The organism is Clostridium aquiflavi, assembly GCF_031344075.1.
In the GTDB taxonomy this organism is placed as follows: domain Bacteria; phylum Bacillota; class Clostridia; order Clostridiales; family Clostridiaceae; genus Clostridium; species Clostridium aquiflavi.
In genome coordinates, this window is sequence record NZ_JAVJAN010000011.1 from 75,416 (window position 1) to 95,332 (window position 19,917).

The window sequence follows — 19,917 nt, forward strand, 5'->3', positions numbered from 1 at the left end:
ACCTCCTAGACTCTTACCGCTTGAACATTTACAGTTATTGATGAAACTTTTAATCCTGTGTAATTTTCAACGCTATAACGAACTTTTTGAATTATGTTGTTAGCTATAACCGATATTTTAGTTCCATATTCAACCATAACAAATAATTCGATTTGTAATCTATCTGTTTCTATAAGTTTTAGTTTTACACCTTTACTTAAATTTTCTACACGCATAAGTTCCCAAAAACCATCAGTAGCATTTTTAGAAACCATGCCAACAACTCCATAACATTCCATTGTTGATAACCCAACAATCTTAGCTAAGACTTCTTCAGAATAATTTATATTACCATTTTCATTTGAAAATCCAACCATAGCTATTCCTCCTAAAATACATTCCTTATTGTATATTCTATATTAGAAAGATATTTTATTCAAGAAATATATGTATAATAATCTTAATAATATCTTTTCTTTTATAAAATTAGCTTGCATATATAATATATTCTGTGTTATAATTCAATCTGTCCTATTGAAGATAATTATCTTTAGAATATAAGGAGGTGTTTTCTAGTGGCAAGAAGATGCGAAATTTGTGATAAAGGCGTTGTAGCAGGTGTACAATTCAGCCATTCACATCGTCAATCAAAGAGAACTTGGGCTCCTAACATAAAGAAAATAAAGGCTTTAGTTAATGGAACACCAAAAACTGTTCGTGTATGTACAAGATGCCTTAGATCTGGTAAGGTTCAAAGAGCAATATAGTTCAAATAAAAAATGCAATTATGATATGAATTGCATTTTTTATTTTTTACCTTTTATTTTAGAGTTGTATGTATCACTCTATTATTTTTTTCTAAAAAATTTTATTATACTAGAAAAAAACTTCGGTAACTTAATTGCTATTATTTTCATTAATAACCCTCCTGAAAATTAATATACAAAAATTTTAGATTACTATATTAGTATTCAAGAGTACTAGAAAACGTTCCTATTTTTTATATTTTATTTCAAAATTACTTTATTAATCAACAGAATGTAATATTAATACCTCACCTTTATCATATTCTATATTTATACATGTATCTAAAAATTCATTACATATTGCCCTTGGATCTAATAAATTTATATTCTTTCCATTTGGTATATTATATTTAGCCCCTGTAATTTTAAAATTTTTAACAACATCAGATAATGCGTGAAAAGAAATATTTTCACCTCTTTCACCATTTAAAACCATTTTATTTTTAGCTAAATATACTTTATTATTATTGTCTATTATTTCTAAATCTATTCCTTTTTTCTTATAGGATAAAAGTAAACCTATATTTCCTAACGTATGATCCATTCTAGTACCAGTAGCACCAAACAAATAGATTTTTTCCCCGCCTTTTTTTACAGCTTCCATTAAAGCCATCTCTGTATCTGTATAATCTTTTTCTGGCGGGAATTTTAATACCTCTTTTACTACCTTCTTTAATTCATTTAAGCTTTCTTTGCTCATTGAATCAAAATCTCCAATGAGCAAATTAGGAATAATATTATATTTAAGAAGATATTCTCCACCTTTATCAGCTGCAATTATAAAGTCAACTTTTTTAATATATTGATTTATTAAGCTTTCTGATGGTGGATTTCCCCCACTTACAATCATTACTTTCATTTTATACTTATCTCCTTAAAGCTTTTATGTTTTCTTCTATATTTCCTCCTTTAAATACTGCTGATCCAGCAACTATTACATTAGCACCTGCTTCTACAACATCACTAATATTGCTTGAATCAACTCCTCCATCTACTTGTATTAATAATGATGAATTTGAATCTTTACTCATTTCCTTCACTTCTCTAATTTTTTCTAATGAATACGGTATAAATTTTTGTCCTCCAAATCCAGGATTAACAGACATTATTAAAACCATATCTAATTGAGCTATTAAATCTTTTAAAACCATAGTTGGAGTACCTGGATTTAAAGCAATTGCCGCTTTTTTACCTTTTGATTTAATATATTGAATTGTTCTATCTATATGTCTATCTGCTTCATAGTGAACAGTTATTAAATCAGCTCCTGCTTCTATAAAGTCATCTATATATTTTGATGGATTTTCTATCATTAAATGAACATCAAAAACTTTGTCAGTTTTATTTCTTATTGATTTCATTATTGGAAATCCAAATGATATGTTAGGTACAAAAGATCCATCCATAACATCTATATGAATAAACTCTGCTCCTGCTTTATCTACTCTTTCTACGTCCTCTCCTAATTTTGAAAAATCTGCTGATAATATTGATGGTGCTATTTTTACCATTTATTTTTTTCCCCCTCTATTATTTCTTCTAATGTTTTTATATAAAATTGATATCTATACTTATTAATTTTACCATCTTCAACGTCCTCTTTTATAGCACATTTTGGTTCTTTATTGTGTAAACAGCCTCTATATTTGCAACTTTCATTATGCTCTTCAAATTCTGGAAAACAATATTTAAGATCTTCTTTATTCATAAGATCTTTTATTTCTAGGGTTGAAAATCCAGGAGTATCAACTATATATCCATTTGAAACTTCTATAAGTTCACTATGTCTTGTAGTATGTTTACCTCTTCCTATTTTCTCACTTACAATTCCAGTAAGCATATGTTCTTTATCTGTAAGCTTATTTATCAATGTAGATTTACCTGCTCCAGACGGGCCGCATAGTACTGTTATATTGCCATTAATTTTTTCTTTAAGTATATCTGTTCCTAATCCTTCTTTTGCATTTATGTACAAAACTTCATATCCTATATCGTTAATTCTTTTTTTAACATTTTCTCTTTCTTCTTCTGAAACTAAATCTACTTTATTTAAACAAACAATTGCCTCTATATGATTATACTCACATAACACTAAAAATTTATTTAATAAATCAAAATTTATATCAGGACTTTTAATTGCAAATACCACAAAAGCTAATGAAATATTAGCTACAGCTGGTCTAAGTAATTCAGAACTTCTTTTTTCTATAGATTCAATAACGCCCTTACCATTTTCAACCTGTATTACTACATTGTCTCCAACCATCGGTTTAACATCTTTGTGTCTAAACTTTCCTCGAGCTTTACATTCTATTAAATTTTCTTCCACTTTTACATAATAAAATCCAGCTATACCTTTTATTATTTTTCCTTTCATACATTCCTCCATAATTAAATTTCCTATCTAATATAATAAACAAAATCATATTAAAAATGCAACTTATTTTTTAAATAAATAAACTATAAAAAACCATCTTAAAAAGTAAATTGAATTACTTTTTAAGACAGTCTCTTAATTATTCTACCTTTGGCGCTTTTGCACTTGGATGTTTTGCAGTTGCATCAACATTGCCTCCACCCTCATCAACAGGTGGTTTGGTAGGTGTTTCTGTGTCTCCAGGATTTGTAGGTACTTGATTGTTATTGTTATTGTTATTTTCATTATTGTTATTATTTCCATTATTGTTGTTATTGTTATCCCCTGGATTTGGAGTAGGTGCTACAGGCGCTACATACTTACCTACTGTTATAGTAACTGAAGTCCATTGTTCTACCTTACTTCCCTCTATAGATTGTGATAATACTTTTCCATTCTTAGATTCATCATTTGTTTCTTTTTCTACAATAGAAATCTTTAATTTTGCATTATCTAATCTATTCTTTGCATCATCTAATGTTAATCCAATAACATTAGGTACAGTTGAAAGTCTAACTTGTGCACCTTTACTTACTACTACACTTATTTTTGTTGTAGTATCTATTTCTGTATTTTTTGAAGGAGTTTGACTTATTATTTGTCCCTTTGGTACATCATCACTATACTCCTCAGTAACATTATCTATTTTTAAGTTAAGTGATTGTAATATTTTATTTGCAGTATCAGTATCTTCTTCACGTAAATCAGGCATTTTTACTTTTGATTGACCAGAACTTAAAATTACCCTAATTTTACTTTTTGCCTTTACAGAACTTCCAGCCTTAGGATCACTTTTAATAATAGTACCTTCTGGTTCATCACTCTTTTCTGAACCAGCATCAACTAAAGTTAATTCCATTCCTTCAAGCTTAGATTTAGCTTCATCCAAAGTCATTCCAATTATATTAGGTAATTCTACCTCTTTGTTTGATCCTGAAGAAAACAATGTAAATATTCCTACACATAATAATATTAAGAATATTCCGCCTCCAACGCCTAATAAAATCTTTTTAGTTTTCTTACCATTAAATTTCTTTTCTTTAAAATCATCATCGTCATCATAATCATCATAGTCATCATCATAATCATAATCGGCATCATCATTTGTTGATACAGCTTTAATTGGTGATTGTTTTGCTATTTCTTCTGTAACTGCTGACATTATTATAGTATGTTGATCATCACAAACTTGATCTATAATAGCATTAGGATTTTCTTTTATCTTTTCAAGGTCTTTTATAACTTCTTGTGCAGTTTGATATCTTTTATTAGGCTCTTTTTCCATACATTTTAAGATAAGCTTATTTAAACTATCAGGAATTCTAGTGTTTATATTCTTAGGTGGTACAACTTGTTCCTGTAAATGCTTTAATGCAATAGTTACTGCTGTATCTGCTTCAAAAGGTAATGTTCCTGTAACCATTTCGTATAAAACTACTCCTAGTGAGTATAAATCTGTTCTATAGTCAATAAATCCACCTTTTGCTTGTTCTGGAGAAAGATAGTGAGCCGACCCCATTATAGTACTAGTATTAGTAATAGTTGAAGAGGATGTAGATTTAGCAATTCCAAAATCAGTAACTTTAATTACTCCATTATCTGCTACTAAAATATTTTGTGGCTTTACGTCTCTATGAATTATTTTATTTCTATGAGCACAGTCTAAAGCTTTCGCTACTTGAATTGCTGAAACTATTGCTGACTCATAATTCATTTTACCTGTCTTTTGAATAATTTCTTTTAAGGTTTTTCCATCAACTAATTCCATAACAATATAGTTTATATCATCTTGTGTACCCACATCTAATATATTTACTATATTGCTATCATTTAATTTAGCAATAGCTGTTGCTTCTCCCTTAAACTTTTCAACTATTTCTTCATTATCGCAAAATTCTTTTTTAAGAATTTTAACTGCTACAAATCTATTTAATTTATTACATCTTGCTTTAAAAACTTCAGACATGCCACCTTCGCCTATTTTTTCAAGCAATTCATATCTATTTCCTAGTATCACACCATTCATACTACATCTCTCCTCCAAACAACAATACAGTTATGTTATCTCTTCCACCTTTTTCTTTGGCTAAACTCACTAATTCGTTAGCTGCACTTATATAATCATTTTCCACCTTAATTATATTTAATATTTCATAATTTGTTAATTCATTTGTTAACCCATCTGAACATAATAAATATTTATCATATTTAGAATTTTCTAATGTAAAAACATCAACTTTTACATTTTCACTAGTTCCTAATGCTCTTGTTATTATATTTTTCTTAGGATGATTCAATGCATCTTTTTCCGTTATGCTTCCACAATCAATTAGCTCTTGTACTAATGAATGATCTTTGGTTATTTTAACAATTTCATTGTTCTTTATAGCTAAACATGAACTATCACCAACATTTGCAATGTGAATAAAATTTTTAGTTATTAAACAAGCTGTTACAGTAGTTCCCATTCCATTTAAGCTTTCATTACTTTTAGAATATTTAAAAACTACCTTGTTAGAGACTTTAATAGCATCTTCTATTAAAGTATCCTTTTCTGCGGAATTAAAATTTTTTTCTACATATTTTACAATATGTTCAGCAGCCATTTTGCTTGCTACTTCTCCAGCATTATGTCCACCCATCCCATCTGCAACAACATATAGTTTAAACTCATCTTTTTCTAAATAAATTGCAAAATCTTCATTTAAAACTCTTCTTAATCCTACATCACTAACTAATCCAACCATTTTATTCCCCCCTTGTTTCTTGGGTCTTTATATAACTTCTCCTAAGTTGTCCACAAGCTGCATTAATATCGCTTCCCATTTCACGTCTAACAGTTACTTCTATTCCTAAATTACTTAATATGTTTGCAAAATCTTGTATTGTTTCTTTAGATGATTTCTTAAATGTACGTTCTTTTATTTCATTTACAGGTATTAAGTTAACATGACAAAGCATTCCCTTTAACAATTTACCTAAAGCTCTTGCATCTTCTTTAGAATCATTAATATCCTTAACTAGCGAATACTCAAAAGTTATTCTTCTTTTAGTCTTATTTATAAAATACTTACACGCATTTAAAATTTCATCAATACTATATTTATTAGCTATTGGCATAATCTCTTTTCTTTTTTCATCACTAAATGCATGTAATGAAATAGCAAGAGTTATGCTAAGTTCTTTATCTGCAAGTTCATATATCTTAGGTACAATACCACAAGTAGATAATGTTATATGTCTTTGGCCTATATTTAGTCCATACTCTGCAGAAACTACGTCTAAAAATTTTATTACATTCTCATAATTATCTAATGGTTCACCACTCCCCATTAAGACAACATTTGAAATTCTCTCACCTATATGATTTTGAACCACTAATATTTGAGATAATATTTCACCTGTAGTTAAATTTCTAATTCTACCATCTATTGTTGAAGCACAAAATTTACATCCCATCCTACAACCCACTTGAGTAGATATACATATAGAATTTCCATGCTTATATCTCATTAAAACACTCTCTATTAAATTTCCATCAGAAAACTTAAATAAAAACTTTTCTGTACCATCAAGTTCTGATTTATATATTTGCTCAATTTCTGGCAGTACTATTTCAAAATTTTCTTCAAGCTTTTTTATTAAAGATTTAGGCATATTTCTCATATCATTAAAATTTCTAACATTTTTGTATATCCAAGACATAATTTGCTTAGCTCTAAAAGAACTTTCATTGTTTTCTTTCATCCATAATGTTAGTTCTTCTAAAGTATAATCTAATATGTTTTTCATTTATTCACCTACTATTATTGCTTTTCTAGTTTTGCAACAAAGAATCCATCCATTTTTGCATTTGGAAGTATTGTTAATGTACCATTTTTATTGTAAATTAAGTTATCTTCTTTTCCTATGAATATAGTTTTTAATTTACAATCTTTATGAGTATTTAAGAACCATTCTATATTTTCTTCATTTTCTTCTTTATTAAGAGTGCAAGTTGAATATATCATAATTCCACCATTTTTTAAGTATTCCCATGCATTATTCATTATTTCTCTTTGAACAGGAATTATTTCTCTTAAATTTTCTCTTGTTTTATTCCATTTTATTTCAGGTTTCTTTCTTATTATACCTAAGCCTGAACATGGAACATCTATAAGTACTCTATCAGCATATGAAATTAATTCTGCATTTAGTTTTGTTGCATCACCTAATTCAATTTTCACATTATTTAAATCAAGTCTTTCACAATTTTCTTTTATTAAACCAAGCTTAGATTCATGTACATCAAATGCTCTAACTTCGCCTGTGTTTTGTAATAATTCAGCTATATGAGTTGTTTTTCCTCCTGGAGCACTACATAAGTCTAACACTTTCATATCATTTTCTAATTCAAGTAAAGGTGCAACTAACATAGCACTTTCATCTTGAACAGTAATTTCACCATCTTTGAATAATGGATTTTCTTGTATTGAACTTCCACCTTTTATTAATATAGCTTCTGGACACATAAATCCTTCTTCAACACAATATTCCATCTCTTCTAATTTTTCAAATACTTCATCATACTCGCACTTAGTATCATTAACTCTAACAGTTGTTTGTGGAATTTGATTTAAACCAACCATTATTTTTTTAGCAAGATCTTCCCCATATTGTTTAATTAGAAGTCTTATCATCCATGGTTCAAAAGAAAATTTATATGCATACTCATTTATTTTATTTCCATTAATAGTTATATCATCTGGATCTTTTGAGAAGTTTCTAAGGATACCATTTACAAGTTTGCCTGCTTCTGGTGATACTTTTTTTGCTTCATCAACAGCTTCATTACACGCTGCATATGTTGGTACCTTATCTAAGAATGTCATTTGATATATAGCTACTCTTAAAATATTTAGTACTTCATGATCCATAAGTTTTATATCTCTTACAAAATTAGCTATTATAAGATCTAATGTCTTCTTTCTTCTTAAAACACCATAAACTATTTCTGTTAATAATGCTCTATCTCTTTCTTCTAAGTTTGCTTCGTTTAGTTCATTTGAAAGAATAATATTTGAATATGCTCCTTCATCAATAACTCTTTTTAATATTTTTACTGCTAAATTTCTACAATTCATACGCTACCTCTTTTTTCCTAATCTCTATCGCTTATCGCAATAAGTCTAATTAATTGTGATATTGCCATTAATGCTGCTGCTACATAAGTCATTGCTGCTGCATCTAAAACCTTTGCTGCGCCTTTTACTTCATCACCATATAAAATATTTCTTGATTTTAATATATTTAACGCTCTACTTGAAGCATTAAATTCAACTGGTAATGTTATTAATTGGAATATTACCGCCGCAGAAAATAGTATTATTCCTAAGGTTACTAAACTTTTTAATCCCATCAGTATTCCTGCAAAAAACAATATCCATGAAAAATTGGAACTAATATTTACAGCAGGAACTATTGAATTTCTTATTATTAAAGGTTTATAAGCTTCTTTATGCTGGATTGCATGACCTACTTCATGGGCTGCAATACCTGCTGCTGATATTGTCTGACCTCTATATACTTCTGGAGATAATCTTAAAACTCTATTTGATGGGTCATAATGATCTCCTAGTTTTGTATTTACTAGTTCAATTCTTATATCATAAAGTCCTGCTTCATCTAACATCATTCTTGCAATTTGCTCTCCAGTGTATCCATTCATAGCACTTACTTTACTATATTTACTATAAGCTGAATTAACTTTTGTTTGTGCCCAAAAAGCTATTATTATTGCAGGAACTAATATAATCATCGTTGGATCAAAATAAAACATAAGCTTTCCTCCTATTCTCTAAATTATACCTTTTTATATGTTATTCACCTAATATTATATCCTTATCTATACTATGACCATTTATATACTGCTCTATAGTAAGTGGTTTTCCATTAGGGAATTGTACCTTTTCAATTATTAATACATTTTTGCCACATGCAACCTTAACACCATCTTTGTTAACTTCTATTATTGTGCCTGGCTTATTAGAAACTTCTTTATATAAAACTTTTGTTTTATATAATTTCATTCTTTCGCCTTTATATTCAGTGTAAGCAATAGGCCAAGGATTTAAACCTCTAACAAGATTATGAATATCATAAGCATCCTCATTCCAATTTATATGTGCTAATTCTTTATCAAGCATTTTAGCATAGAAAGTTTCTCCTTCTTGCTTTACAGGCTTTATACTTCCATTACATAATCCTTCTATTGTTTTTAGTAAAAGTTCTCCACCACTTATCATTAAAATATCATGTAATTCTCCAGTTGTCATATCTTCATGGATTTCAACTTCTTCTTTTAATAACATGTCACCTGTATCTAAACCTACATCCATCAACATAGTAGTATTTCCCGATTTTTTTTCACCTTTTATTATAACCCAATTTAATGGTGCTGCCCCTCTATACATAGGCAATAATGAAGCATGTAAATTTATACAACCATATTTAGGTATATCTAATACTTCTTTAGTTAATATTTGACCAAATGCAACTACTATAATAAAATCAGGATTTATTTCTTTTAATTTTTCAATTATTTCTTTATCATCCTTTAATTTTATTGGTTGATACACAGGTATATCATGCTTTAAAGCTTCTTCTTTAACTTGAGAATATGCAAGCTTTTTTCCTCTTCCTTTTGGTTTATCTGGTTGAGTAAGAACTGCCTTAACTTCATGTTCTTCTACTAATTTTTTTAAAGATGGAACTGCAAATTCTGGTGTTCCCATAAATACTATTTTCATTTATTAAGGCCTCCTATTTTTTAGTAGTTCTGTCGATAAATAGAGTTCCATTTAAGTGATCATATTCATGTAAAATAGCTCTTGCTAAAAGTTCTTCAGCTTCTATTTCAAACTCTTCTCCCTTTTCATTTAAAGCTCTAGCTTTAACATAATTAGGTCTCATAACAGGTTCTGTTTTACCTGGTAAACTTAAACAACCTTCTTCATCAACTTGTTTTCCATCAGTATCTAATATTTCAGGATTTATAAATACTAAAGGACCTTCTCCAATATCTACAATAAATAATCTCTTTAATATTCCAACTTGTGGTGCTGCAAGACCTACTCCATCTGCATCATACATTGTTTCAAGCATATCTTTAATTAGTGTTACTAATCTTTCATCTATTTTTTCAACTTCTCTACATTTTTTTCTTAAAACAGAATCTCCATATTTTCTTATATTTCTTAATGCCATCTAAAATTCCCCCTATGTCATATTATTAGGATTTATATCAATACTAATCCTTATTTCATTATATACACTCTTATTTAATAGATAAAGTGTATCTTTTACTTTTTTACTAAATTCATCACTAAAATTACCTTTTATTATTATCTGCCATCTATATTTATCCTTTAACTTGGTAATTATACAAGGCACTGGACCTAACAATATAAGCCCCGTTCCTATTATTAACTTTTCCAATTCCTTCTGTAAATTATACATAAATATTTTCAATTTTTCCTGAAATTTAGAAGTTCCATTAATTATTAATATCTTTGTGAAAGGTGGATTATCCATAAGACTTCTAAATCTAATTTCTTCCTCAAAGAAAGACTTATAGTCACCATTTTTAGCATGTATTAAACTATAGTGATTAGGAGTATATGTTTGAACTATTACTAATCCATCCTTTTCTCCTCTTCCTGCTCTTCCTGCTACTTGAGTTATAATTTGAAAAGTTCTTTCTCCACATCTATAATCTGGAATATTTATAGAAATATCAGCTGCTAATACTCCAACCAGTGTTACATTTGGAAAATCCAATCCTTTGGCAATCATTTGAGTACCAATTAAAATATCTCCCTCTCCATTTTTAAATGAATTATATATAGATTCATGTGAATTTTTATGTCTAGTAGTATCAACATCCATTCTCAATACTCTAGCTTTGGGAAAATATTTTTTCACTTCTGTTTCTACTCTCTCAGTACCTGCACCAAAATACTTCACATATTTACTTTTACATTTTGGACATATTTTTTGTTCTCTTTCTGCTCTTCCGCAATAATGACATATCAAATATCCATTTTTATGATAAGTCATTGAAACATCACATTCTGGACATTTAAAAACATATCCACAACTTCTGCAAGAAATAAAAGTTGACATTCCCCTCCTATTTAAAAACAAAATAGTTTGATTTTTATTTTTAAGATTTTTATCAATTTCATTATAGAGAGCCTTACTAAATAAAGATAAATTATTTGATTTTAATTCTTCTCGCATATCTATTATATCAAACTTTGGCATATCTTTTTTATTCACTCTTTTATTCATCTCTATCAGCTTATATTTACCTTCCAAAGCTTTATAATAACTTTGAATACTTGGAGTAGCAGAACCTAATATAAGCTTACATCCTTGCATTTCAGTAATGAATTCTGCAACTTCAATAGTGTTATACTTAGGATTTTGTTCTGATTTATAAGTTGTTTCATGCTCTTCATCTATTATAATTAACCCCAAATTTTGCATTGGTAAAAAAAGAGCACTTCTAGCTCCTATAACTAGTTTAGATTTACCTTCTTTTATTCTAAACCATTCATCAAATCTTTCTCCCTCAGAAAGTCTACTATGAAAAAGAGAAATATTGCTTCCGAATCTTCCTTTAAATCTTTCAATCATTTGAGGCGTTAATGCAATTTCTGGCACCAATATTATACATCCCTTGTCTTGCTTTAACATATCTGCTACTAAATGCATATAAACTTCCGTTTTTCCTGAACCAGTTACTCCTTTTATGAGGTATTTTTTTTCATTTCCATTTACAATGGTATCAAAAGCTTTTTGTTGTTCTAATGTTAATGTTTTAGAAGAATATTCAGAATAACTTTTAATATTATATCTAAAAACTACTTGCTCTTCACATTTCAAAATTCCTGCTTCTATTAATTTATTTAAAGAATAACTTGAAAATCCATTGTCTTTTGTTATTTCACTTTTGGTAAATGAGCCCTCATTTTGTGATATAAATTCATACAACTTTATATAATTATCTTTTTTAAATTTTTCATCTTCCAATTGTTTGTCTGTGTATATCACACGTCTTTTTTTATTCTTTAAACCTTTCATAATTCCAACAGGTATTAAAAGTCTTATTCCATCTATATATTTACAAAGATATTTATTTCTCAAAAAATTAATAAGATCAATATCTGCTTTTGTTAAAATAGGATAGTCTTCACAAACATCTACAATATATTTAATCCTGTATTTAAATTCCAACTCTTCAGTTAAAATTTTAAATACAAAGCCATCAACATTTCTATTTCCTTTTCCAAAAGGAACTTTTACTCTATATCCAATACCAACTTTATCAATGAATTCATCTGATATTTTATATGTAAATGGTCTATCTACTTCATTTGCATCACTATTTATAATTATTTCAGCATAAATGCTCATATAAATTCACCCTTTTTAAGATACCTTATTAACATATACTTGTATAATAAGAAGAAAGCGCATTTAGCGCTTTCCAATAATATCAAATAATTTGCTAGCAATCTCATTTTTGCTTGTTTTATCTATTGGGATCTCTTCATCTTTATTAGATAAAATAATTACTCTATTATCTTCAGAAGCAAAACCAGTATCTTCACTTGTTATATCATTTGCAACTATATAATCCAAATTTTTACTTATAAGCTTTTTTTTAGCATTTTCTTTTAAATTTTGACTTTCAGCAGCAAACCCAACTAAAATTTGATTTTTCTTTTTGCGTCCTAGTTCCATAAGAATATCATTATCTCTAGTGAAAGCTAATTCTAAATCTCCATCACCTTTTTTTATCTTCTGACTACTATATTCTTTTGCTTTATAATCAGCTACAGCAGCTGATTTTACAACTACATCAGAATTATCAAAATACTTGTTTATTTCTTCTTTCATTTCACTATTAGTAGAAACTCTAATAAAATTAATATTTGTTGGTATTTCTAATGAAGTTGGACCAGAAATCAATGTAACATTAGCACCTCTATCTCTGGCTTCTTTAGCTATCGCATATCCCATTTTCCCAGTTGATCTATTAGTTATATATCTAACTGGATCTATTGGTGATATTGTAGGACCTGCTGTAACTAAAACATTTTTATTAGCTAAATCTTTTTTAGTAAATTGTGATATCACTCTATCTACAATTACTTTTGGATCTTCAAGTTTTCCTTTTCCTATGTCTCCACAAGCAAGTCTACCACATGCTGGTTCTATAAATTCATATCCTAAACTCTTAAGTTTTTCTATATTTCCTTGAACTATTGGATTTTCATACATATTAGTATTCATGGCTGGTGCAAAAATTACTTTTGCTTTAGTTGCCATGATAGTTGTTGATAACATATCATCAGCTATTCCATTTGCAACTTTGCCAATTATATTAGCTGTTGCTGGTGCTACTAAAAAAACATCTGCTTTCTCAGCTAAACTTATATGCTGAATTTCCCATGCTTTTGGTTCAGAAAACATATCATATATAACCATATTTTGACTAAGTGATTGAAATGAAAGTGGAGTAACAAATTCAGTAGCTGATTTTGTCATTATTACTCTAACTTCAACATCTTGCTTTCTAAGTAAGCTTACTACTTCTAAAGCTTTATAAACAGCTATTCCTCCGCTTACGCCTAATACCACACACTTTTTCATAATACTCAAATCCCTTTATATTATTCTTGATATTTTACAACATCTTCATTTACTTCATTAATTGCAATTGTTAGTGGTTTGTGAGAATCTACTTTAACTAATGGTTCTGCACCTTCAATTATTTCTCTAGCTCTTTTTGATGTTAAAATTACTAAAGAATATCTGTCCCCCACCTTTGTTAATAAGTCTACTATTGATGGATTAATCATAGAGTTGTTCATGTATTAAGTCCTCCTTTGAATCTAATATACTATGTTTTAACCTATCTACCCTACATTTTTCAGCTAATATTACTGCTTCTAACTTTTCTACTGCAACGTTAACTTCATCATTAACTACTGCATAATTATATTTAGAAACAAAATTTATTTCTTTATAGGCAGATTTAAATCTCTTCATAAGAGATTCCGGGGTTTCACTTCCCCTTTTAATAATTCTTTGTTTTAATTCTTCCATAGAAGGTGGTAATATAAATATAAATACACCTTCTTCTGTATTTTCTTTTACTTTTAATGCACCTTGTATATCTATTTCTAAAATTACATCTCTACCACTATCTAACATTTTATCAACATTTGATTTAGGTGTTCCATAGTAATTTCCATATACTTCTGCATGTTCTAAAAAGTCATTCTTTTCTATTCTTGTTATAAAATCCTCTTTAGATAAAAAATGATAATTAATACCATCTACTTCACCATTTCTTGGTGATCTAGTTGTTGCTGAAACTGATAATAATAAATTATCGTTTTTTTCAAGTAACTCTTTGCATATCGTACCTTTTCCTGCACCTGATGGTCCCGATATAACAATTAACAGACCTCTTTTTTTATCATTCATTATTCATCGACCTCTTCAACAACTTCATCTTTAGTAGATAGTCTATGAGCAACTGTTTCAGGTTGTACTGCTGATAATATAACATGATCACTATCTGTTATTATTACAGCTCTTGTTCTTCTTCCGTATGTCGCATCTATTAACATACCTCTATCTCTTGCTTCTTGAATTATCCTTTTTATTGGTGCTGATTCAGGACTTACGATAGCAACTAATCTATTAGCAGAAACTATATTACCAAAACCTATGTTTATTAATTTTATTCCCATATTTTTCCTCCTATTATTCTATATTCTGTACTTGCTCTCTTATCTTCTCTATAGTATTTTTTATATCTATAACTTTATTTGTCATACAAATATCTACTGATTTAGATCCAATAGTATTGGCTTCTCTATTCATTTCTTGAATTATAAAATCTAATTTTCTTCCTATTGGTTCTTCTAATCCTAACGTTTGTCTAACTTGATTTAAGTGACTTTTAAGTCTTACAATTTCTTCATCAACAGCCGCTTTATCAGATAAAATTGCAATCTCTTGAGCAATTCTTGATTCATCTAAATCTATATCAGTTAATAATTCAGATAATCTCTCTTCAAGTTTTTGTTTATAATTTTTAGGAATTTCATCTGCTAATTTTTCTATTTCTATTACAAATTTTTCTATTGTATCTATTTTCATTAAAATATCATTTTTTAACTTTTCCCCTTCTCTTATTCTCATATCATTCATTAAATCAATAGAATTTTCTATCAAAGGCAATAGTTCTTTTAATATTTCTTCTAAATTTTCTTCTTTTTCAACTAAAGTTAGTACATCAGGCAATCTTGATATCTTAGTAGTTGTTATATCATCTACTAAATCTAATTCTTCCTGTATTAACTTCAAGCAATCATAGTATTTTTTAGCCAACTTAATATCAACTGTAGGCTCTATATTTTCTTTTGAATAGCTTTTATAGTTTATAAAAACGTCCACTTTACCCCTATTTAGTTTACTATTAATTAGTCCTCTAATCTTTTCTTCTAGAGATAGCATAGTTTTAGGCATTCTAATATTAATATCTAAGTATCTATGATTTACGCTCTTCATTTCAACTGAAAAAACCATGCCACTATTTTTATCACTTTGAGCACGCCCAAAACTTGTCATGCTTTTAACCATTTTAGCACACCTCCTTCATTTATAAGAAGTAATTCTTTAATTATAATAATTAATTTGCTATGTTAAGTCAACTCTTTGTTCATATTTTATTCATAATTATTTTTTTATTTATTTATAAATAAATAAAGCATGTATCTAATGTTCAATAGTAAACATTAGATACATACTTTTAATTATCCCTTTAAAACTTTAATCCATAGCTGAAAGTTCGCTTTATTTTAAAATAAGGCTCTGTTTAAAATGTGTGTTGATATATGCAATAGGTGAAGTGGCATTGTAATTGGACTTTGAGAATCCTTAAGTGAGAATCTAAATTTTATATTTAGCTTTTCGAACTTACTCAGCGAAGTCGAGTTTCATTTTGATAATCACATTTACTGCTTGTCCTAATTTTATATTGGGAACAAGCTAAAATTGGACTATACTCATTTTAGTATTCCTAAGTTCAATTACTCCGCCCACTTTGCTTATGCATATATCAACACCCTGCTAAAACAGAATCTAAAATAAAAATTTTATATTATAATACTGTTAATTTCACTAAGAAGATAAGCGCTAACATTACCATAACCCAAGAAACTTTTTTCTTATCTTCTTTTTTAGAGAAAAGGTTATATAATAAATTTATAAATACATATGATAATATACCAAATGTTAGCCCATCTCCAATACTATAAGTAAGAGGCATCAAAGCGATTGTCACAAATGCTGGAAGCCCTTCTGTAATTTCATTAAAATCTATGTTTTTAGCTGCTCCAAGCATTAAATATCCCACATATATTAAAGCCGGTGCTGTAGCACATGATGGTATTGCAATAAAAATTGGTGAAAAGAACATTGCAATTAAGAATAAAACCCCTGTTGTAATAGCAGTCCATCCTGTTCTTCCTCCTGCTGCAACCCCTGTTGAGCTTTCTACATAAGTTGTTACTGTTGAAGTTCCAAGGCATGCTCCTACGGTTGTCCCAATAGCATCTGCAAGTAGTGCTTTTCCTGCATTAGGAACTTTCCCTTCCTCATCAAGCATTCCTGCTCTTGAGCTAACTCCTACTAATGTTCCTACTGTATCAAAGAAATCTACAAACAAGAATGTGCATACTACTGTTATAAATAATCCAATATTATCTGGATGAAATGCATATCCTAGATCTACCTTACCTGCAATAGGAGCAAGACTTTCAAATTTAAAAATCCCATTTGGTAAATATATACCCAAGTCAGCTGCCACTGATGGATTTTTTAAAGCATATCCCCAAGCCAATAAAGTACTTACTAAAATCCCAACTAAAATTGAACCTTTTATTTTCTTTTTATCTAATACTGCGATAATTATTAATCCAACACAAGTGATTGTAACTGTAGGAATTGTGAAATCACCTAGCCCTAATAAAGTTGCATCATTGTTTACAACTACTCCACTGCCTACAAATCCAATAAATGCAATAAACAATCCAATTCCAGCCGTAACTGCATATTTCATATTCTCTGGAATTGCATTTACAACAGCTTCACGAATTTTAAATAATGACATTAAAATAAATATAATACCTTCTACAAATACTGCTGTTAATGCTACCTCCCATGATATCCCTTTTCCTAATACAACTGAAAATGCAAAATATGCATTTAATCCCATTCCAGATGCTAAGGCAAAAGGTAGATTTGCAAACACTCCCATGAATATTGTTGCAAAAGCTGCTGATAAACAAGTTGCTGTTACAAGCGCTCCACTTGGCATACCTGTTGCACTTAACATGTTAGGATTTACAGCAATTATGTAAGCCATTGTTAAGAAAGTAGTTACCCCAGCTACTATTTCTTTTTTAAAATCAACCTTTTCATTAGAAAATATTTCAAATATTCTTTCAGACTTTTTTTCTTGTTGCATTTTTATTCCTCCTAAATTATTCAACTAAAAAAAATCCCTATGGTTTCATTTGATAACTCATAGCGACTTAATTATTAATAAGAAATTAATATAGTCTTACTCATAGTCAAATTATTTACGGCAATCTGGTAGATACTTGTGAACCATATTATCACAATTATATGAGTTATCCCTTTTACAAATATTATTATACTTATCAATCCGAACATTGTCAATCTAAAAAGGTTTAATCACTTGTTTTTTTCTTATTTTTCCGAACATTTTATTTTATTTCATTTTATTTATTCAGTTTTTTTGTATTTCGTATGTATCTTTTTCAAATATTTCTCTTATTTTAGTTAAATTATCATTATGATTTACAGCTACTAATAATTTTATTCTAGCCTTCTGTCCAGATAATACATCTCCAAATATAACTCCATACTCTCTAAGATTTTTTCCACCACCTAAATATCCATAAGATTCAAATACTCGACCTTCAAAGCACCTTGATACTATTACAACTGGAATTTCGTTTTTAATAGCTCTCTTAATTCCATCTACCATTAAAGGAGGTACATTTCCCCTTCCTAATGCCTCAATTACTACTCCTTTATATTCATTAGAAATAACAAAATCTATAAATTTTGAATCCATACCAGAAACGCACTTAATTAAAGCTACATCTTTTTCCATACTCTTTATTTTAACGTGTATAGATTTAGAATTTTCCCTATAAAAAATAACTCTATTATTATCAACTATTCCAATGGGCCCAAAATTAGGTGTACTAAAAGCATTTAATGCCATTGAATTTCTTTTGGTTACTTCTGTTGCACTATGTAATTCACTATTAAAACATACTAAAACGCCCCTATTTTTAGCACTATCAGAAATTGCTGTGCATATTGATGTAGCTAAATTAAAAGGTCCATCATATCCCAGTTCATCACTGCTTCTCATTGCTCCAGTAACGACTACTGGTTTATCAGTATTTAAAGTTAAATCTAAAAAGTATGCCGTCTCTTCTAAAGTATCAGTTCCATGAGTTATTACAACACCGCTTATATCAGCTCTGTCTAATAATTTTTGAACCAAATTTGACAATTCAAGCATTAATTCAGAAGTCATATGTGGCGATGGTAAATTAGAAAATGTATGACTTTCAATTTCAGCAACCCCCTGAATCCCTGTTACCATTTGCATTATTTCTTCTCCACTTAAACTAGGAACTGCTGCTTTTATTTTTTCATCTACTTTCATAGATATAGTTCCACCATTAAATATTATTGCTATTTTTTTCATCTATTCTTCCTCCATATAAACATAGTTACATTCTAATATATATTTCTATTTTTTATTTTTATCATAAAAATACTCTTGGAAACCCAAGAGTATTTAAATTATTTTGTTAATGTCTAAATATTCTACACTCCATTTAAAGCTTACTTAGTTAATTAAAATATATCCTGAGATTTTTCATCATTGCAACTTATTAGCCTTCCACTATTTAACCTTGAAACTATTCTAGATTCTGTTATAGGATACATAGTTGCTACATATATATATTGACCTTCTTCATCATACTCTAATGCTAAAAGAATATTACTATCAATCTTTTTTACTAATTCTAATGCCCCATCATTACTTCTTAAAGGATCTATTCCTATATAATCTGGGCACCTAATTATCTCTTCCATAATTTTTATTATATGATTTTTAACTCTTTTAGTAAATTGTTTTCCATGTTTTTTTATTATATGATTTATTACTCTGGAAGATATATAAACAGATGATGGAAAGTCATATTCTATAAGTTCTTCAATTAAAGATATATTTAAATTGCCAACTTTCTTATAGATTCTATACATTTTTTTCATGATATCCCTCATTTTATATTCTTTATTTTATTATATAATATTAGGATAGCCTCTTCTATGAATTTTAAAATATTAATATAAAATTTATTAATATGTAGAACAAAATCGCTAAGGCGACTTTGGAGCCGTCGATTTTTTTAGCCATGCGCTCTTTCCAAACGCAGTGCAGGAATAATGGTGCGGCATATAATTATTTTTTATTCTTTAGGGGTACTCATAATACCTTTAAAACACATTATTTTAAAAGTTATCCACAAATTTTTT

The 19,917-nt window shown here is 28.6% G+C and carries 21 protein-coding genes and 1 riboswitch; of the genes, 1 reads left to right on the plus strand and 20 read right to left on the minus strand.

Annotation, left to right across the window (positions count from 1 at the left end; all coding sequences use genetic code 11):
- Window positions 1-5: 5 nt before the first annotated feature.
- Complete coding sequence (locus RGC78_RS05555) at window positions 6-356, minus strand: Asp23/Gls24 family envelope stress response protein (RefSeq protein ID WP_012424803.1); 351 nt, start codon at window positions 354-356, stop codon at window positions 6-8.
- Between the two features lie 198 nt (window positions 357-554).
- Between RGC78_RS05555 and rpmB the strand changes: the two genes are divergently transcribed.
- Window positions 555-746 carry a 50S ribosomal protein L28 gene (gene rpmB / locus RGC78_RS05560; protein WP_003373388.1) on the plus strand — a complete coding sequence of 64 codons (192 nt, stop codon included), beginning with the start codon at window positions 555-557 and terminating at the stop codon, window positions 744-746.
- Between the two features lie 259 nt (window positions 747-1,005).
- On the opposite strand, the gene RGC78_RS05565 is transcribed toward rpmB, so the two are convergent.
- From RGC78_RS05565 to RGC78_RS05655, 19 genes are all read right to left on the minus strand, one after another.
- The gene (locus tag RGC78_RS05565; RefSeq protein ID WP_252212893.1) at window positions 1,006-1,644 is read right to left on the minus strand and encodes a thiamine diphosphokinase; all 639 of its coding nucleotides are present in this window, start codon (window positions 1,642-1,644) and stop codon (window positions 1,006-1,008) included.
- Between the two features lie 7 nt (window positions 1,645-1,651).
- Complete coding sequence (gene rpe, locus RGC78_RS05570) at window positions 1,652-2,296, minus strand: ribulose-phosphate 3-epimerase (RefSeq protein ID WP_252212894.1); 645 nt, start codon at window positions 2,294-2,296, stop codon at window positions 1,652-1,654.
- Window positions 2,290-3,162: a ribosome small subunit-dependent GTPase A gene (rsgA, locus tag RGC78_RS05575; protein ID WP_252212895.1), complete on the minus strand. Its 873-nt coding sequence runs from the start codon at window positions 3,160-3,162 to the stop codon at window positions 2,290-2,292. The genes rpe and rsgA overlap by 7 nt, the downstream gene beginning before the upstream one ends.
- A gap of 139 nt (window positions 3,163-3,301) precedes the next feature.
- Window positions 3,302-5,227, minus strand: coding sequence for a Stk1 family PASTA domain-containing Ser/Thr kinase (gene pknB / locus RGC78_RS05580; RefSeq protein ID WP_252212896.1), 1,926 nt, complete (start codon window positions 5,225-5,227; stop codon window positions 3,302-3,304).
- A gap of 1 nt (window position 5,228) precedes the next feature.
- On the minus strand, window positions 5,229-5,948 hold the full coding sequence (locus RGC78_RS05585; RefSeq protein ID WP_252212897.1) for a Stp1/IreP family PP2C-type Ser/Thr phosphatase: 720 nt from the start codon (window positions 5,946-5,948) through the stop codon (window positions 5,229-5,231).
- A gap of 1 nt (window position 5,949) precedes the next feature.
- Window positions 5,950-6,993: a dual-specificity RNA methyltransferase RlmN gene (gene rlmN, locus RGC78_RS05590; protein ID WP_252212898.1), complete on the minus strand. Its 1,044-nt coding sequence runs from the start codon at window positions 6,991-6,993 to the stop codon at window positions 5,950-5,952.
- Between the two features lie 14 nt (window positions 6,994-7,007).
- Entirely contained in the window at window positions 7,008-8,324 is a 1,317-nt protein-coding gene (gene rsmB / locus RGC78_RS05595; protein ID WP_252212899.1) for a 16S rRNA (cytosine(967)-C(5))-methyltransferase RsmB, read from the minus strand.
- A 17-nt stretch (window positions 8,325-8,341) separates the two neighbouring features.
- Window positions 8,342-9,019: a zinc metallopeptidase gene (locus RGC78_RS05600; RefSeq protein WP_252212900.1), complete on the minus strand. Its 678-nt coding sequence runs from the start codon at window positions 9,017-9,019 to the stop codon at window positions 8,342-8,344.
- 40 nt (window positions 9,020-9,059) lie between these two features.
- Complete coding sequence (fmt, locus tag RGC78_RS05605) at window positions 9,060-9,989, minus strand: methionyl-tRNA formyltransferase (RefSeq protein WP_252226251.1); 930 nt, start codon at window positions 9,987-9,989, stop codon at window positions 9,060-9,062.
- 13 nt (window positions 9,990-10,002) lie between these two features.
- On the minus strand, window positions 10,003-10,446 hold the full coding sequence (gene def, locus RGC78_RS05610; protein WP_017352899.1) for a peptide deformylase: 444 nt from the start codon (window positions 10,444-10,446) through the stop codon (window positions 10,003-10,005).
- Between the two features lie 12 nt (window positions 10,447-10,458).
- Window positions 10,459-12,660: a primosomal protein N' gene (gene priA, locus RGC78_RS05615; protein WP_252226249.1), complete on the minus strand. Its 2,202-nt coding sequence runs from the start codon at window positions 12,658-12,660 to the stop codon at window positions 10,459-10,461.
- Window positions 12,661-12,723: 63 nt separating this feature from the next.
- Window positions 12,724-13,902 carry a bifunctional phosphopantothenoylcysteine decarboxylase/phosphopantothenate--cysteine ligase CoaBC gene (gene coaBC, locus RGC78_RS05620; protein ID WP_252212903.1) on the minus strand — a complete coding sequence of 393 codons (1,179 nt, stop codon included), beginning with the start codon at window positions 13,900-13,902 and terminating at the stop codon, window positions 12,724-12,726.
- Window positions 13,903-13,922: 20 nt separating this feature from the next.
- A complete protein-coding gene (gene rpoZ / locus RGC78_RS05625) occupies window positions 13,923-14,123 on the minus strand; it encodes a DNA-directed RNA polymerase subunit omega (RefSeq protein WP_252212904.1) in 201 nt (66 codons plus the stop codon).
- On the minus strand, window positions 14,104-14,742 hold the full coding sequence (gmk, locus tag RGC78_RS05630; RefSeq protein WP_252212905.1) for a guanylate kinase: 639 nt from the start codon (window positions 14,740-14,742) through the stop codon (window positions 14,104-14,106). Before gmk ends, rpoZ begins: the two co-directional genes overlap by 20 nt.
- The gene (gene remA, locus RGC78_RS05635) at window positions 14,742-15,011 is read right to left on the minus strand and encodes an extracellular matrix/biofilm regulator RemA (protein WP_252212906.1); all 270 of its coding nucleotides are present in this window, start codon (window positions 15,009-15,011) and stop codon (window positions 14,742-14,744) included. Before remA ends, gmk begins: the two co-directional genes overlap by 1 nt.
- A 13-nt stretch (window positions 15,012-15,024) precedes the next feature.
- Window positions 15,025-15,906 carry a YicC/YloC family endoribonuclease gene (locus RGC78_RS05640; RefSeq protein WP_252212907.1) on the minus strand — a complete coding sequence of 294 codons (882 nt, stop codon included), beginning with the start codon at window positions 15,904-15,906 and terminating at the stop codon, window positions 15,025-15,027.
- A gap of 520 nt (window positions 15,907-16,426) precedes the next feature.
- Entirely contained in the window at window positions 16,427-17,794 is a 1,368-nt protein-coding gene (locus RGC78_RS05645) for an NCS2 family permease (protein ID WP_252226243.1), read from the minus strand.
- An 83-nt stretch (window positions 17,795-17,877) separates the two neighbouring features.
- Window positions 17,878-17,979, minus strand: a riboswitch (purine riboswitch).
- 100 nt (window positions 17,980-18,079) lie between these two features.
- Window positions 18,080-19,078: an asparaginase gene (locus RGC78_RS05650; protein WP_252212909.1), complete on the minus strand. Its 999-nt coding sequence runs from the start codon at window positions 19,076-19,078 to the stop codon at window positions 18,080-18,082.
- Between the two features lie 152 nt (window positions 19,079-19,230).
- Window positions 19,231-19,653 carry a PBECR3 domain-containing polyvalent protein gene (locus tag RGC78_RS05655; RefSeq protein ID WP_252212910.1) on the minus strand — a complete coding sequence of 141 codons (423 nt, stop codon included), beginning with the start codon at window positions 19,651-19,653 and terminating at the stop codon, window positions 19,231-19,233.
- Window positions 19,654-19,917 lie beyond the last annotated feature (264 nt).

What these genes read in the sequence shown, in the direction of transcription:
- RGC78_RS05555 (WP_012424803.1), bottom strand. Translation starts at nt 356, where the DNA reads ATGGTTGGATTTTCAAATGAAAATGGTAATATAAATTATTCTGAAGAA.
- RGC78_RS05565 (WP_252212893.1), bottom strand. Translation starts at nt 1,644, where the DNA reads ATGAAAGTAATGATTGTAAGTGGGGGAAATCCACCATCAGAAAGCTTA.
- rpe (WP_252212894.1), bottom strand. Translation starts at nt 2,296, where the DNA reads ATGGTAAAAATAGCACCATCAATATTATCAGCAGATTTTTCAAAATTA.
- rsgA (WP_252212895.1), bottom strand. Translation starts at nt 3,162, where the DNA reads ATGAAAGGAAAAATAATAAAAGGTATAGCTGGATTTTATTATGTAAAA.
- pknB (WP_252212896.1), bottom strand. Translation starts at nt 5,227, where the DNA reads ATGAATGGTGTGATACTAGGAAATAGATATGAATTGCTTGAAAAAATA.
- RGC78_RS05585 (WP_252212897.1), bottom strand. Translation starts at nt 5,948, where the DNA reads ATGGTTGGATTAGTTAGTGATGTAGGATTAAGAAGAGTTTTAAATGAA.
- rlmN (WP_252212898.1), bottom strand. Translation starts at nt 6,993, where the DNA reads ATGAAAAACATATTAGATTATACTTTAGAAGAACTAACATTATGGATG.
- rsmB (WP_252212899.1), bottom strand. Translation starts at nt 8,324, where the DNA reads ATGAATTGTAGAAATTTAGCAGTAAAAATATTAAAAAGAGTTATTGAT.
- RGC78_RS05600 (WP_252212900.1), bottom strand. Translation starts at nt 9,019, where the DNA reads ATGTTTTATTTTGATCCAACGATGATTATATTAGTTCCTGCAATAATA.
- fmt (WP_252226251.1), bottom strand. Translation starts at nt 9,989, where the DNA reads ATGAAAATAGTATTTATGGGAACACCAGAATTTGCAGTTCCATCTTTA.
- def (WP_017352899.1), bottom strand. Translation starts at nt 10,446, where the DNA reads ATGGCATTAAGAAATATAAGAAAATATGGAGATTCTGTTTTAAGAAAA.
- priA (WP_252226249.1), bottom strand. Translation starts at nt 12,660, where the DNA reads ATGAGCATTTATGCTGAAATAATTATAAATAGTGATGCAAATGAAGTA.
- coaBC (WP_252212903.1), bottom strand. Translation starts at nt 13,902, where the DNA reads ATGAAAAAGTGTGTGGTATTAGGCGTAAGCGGAGGAATAGCTGTTTAT.
- rpoZ (WP_252212904.1), bottom strand. Translation starts at nt 14,123, where the DNA reads ATGAACAACTCTATGATTAATCCATCAATAGTAGACTTATTAACAAAG.
- gmk (WP_252212905.1), bottom strand. Translation starts at nt 14,742, where the DNA reads ATGAATGATAAAAAAAGAGGTCTGTTAATTGTTATATCGGGACCATCA.
- remA (WP_252212906.1), bottom strand. Translation starts at nt 15,011, where the DNA reads ATGGGAATAAAATTAATAAACATAGGTTTTGGTAATATAGTTTCTGCT.
- RGC78_RS05640 (WP_252212907.1), bottom strand. Translation starts at nt 15,906, where the DNA reads ATGGTTAAAAGCATGACAAGTTTTGGGCGTGCTCAAAGTGATAAAAAT.
- RGC78_RS05645 (WP_252226243.1), bottom strand. Translation starts at nt 17,794, where the DNA reads ATGCAACAAGAAAAAAAGTCTGAAAGAATATTTGAAATATTTTCTAAT.
- RGC78_RS05650 (WP_252212909.1), bottom strand. Translation starts at nt 19,078, where the DNA reads ATGAAAAAAATAGCAATAATATTTAATGGTGGAACTATATCTATGAAA.
- RGC78_RS05655 (WP_252212910.1), bottom strand. Translation starts at nt 19,653, where the DNA reads ATGAAAAAAATGTATAGAATCTATAAGAAAGTTGGCAATTTAAATATA.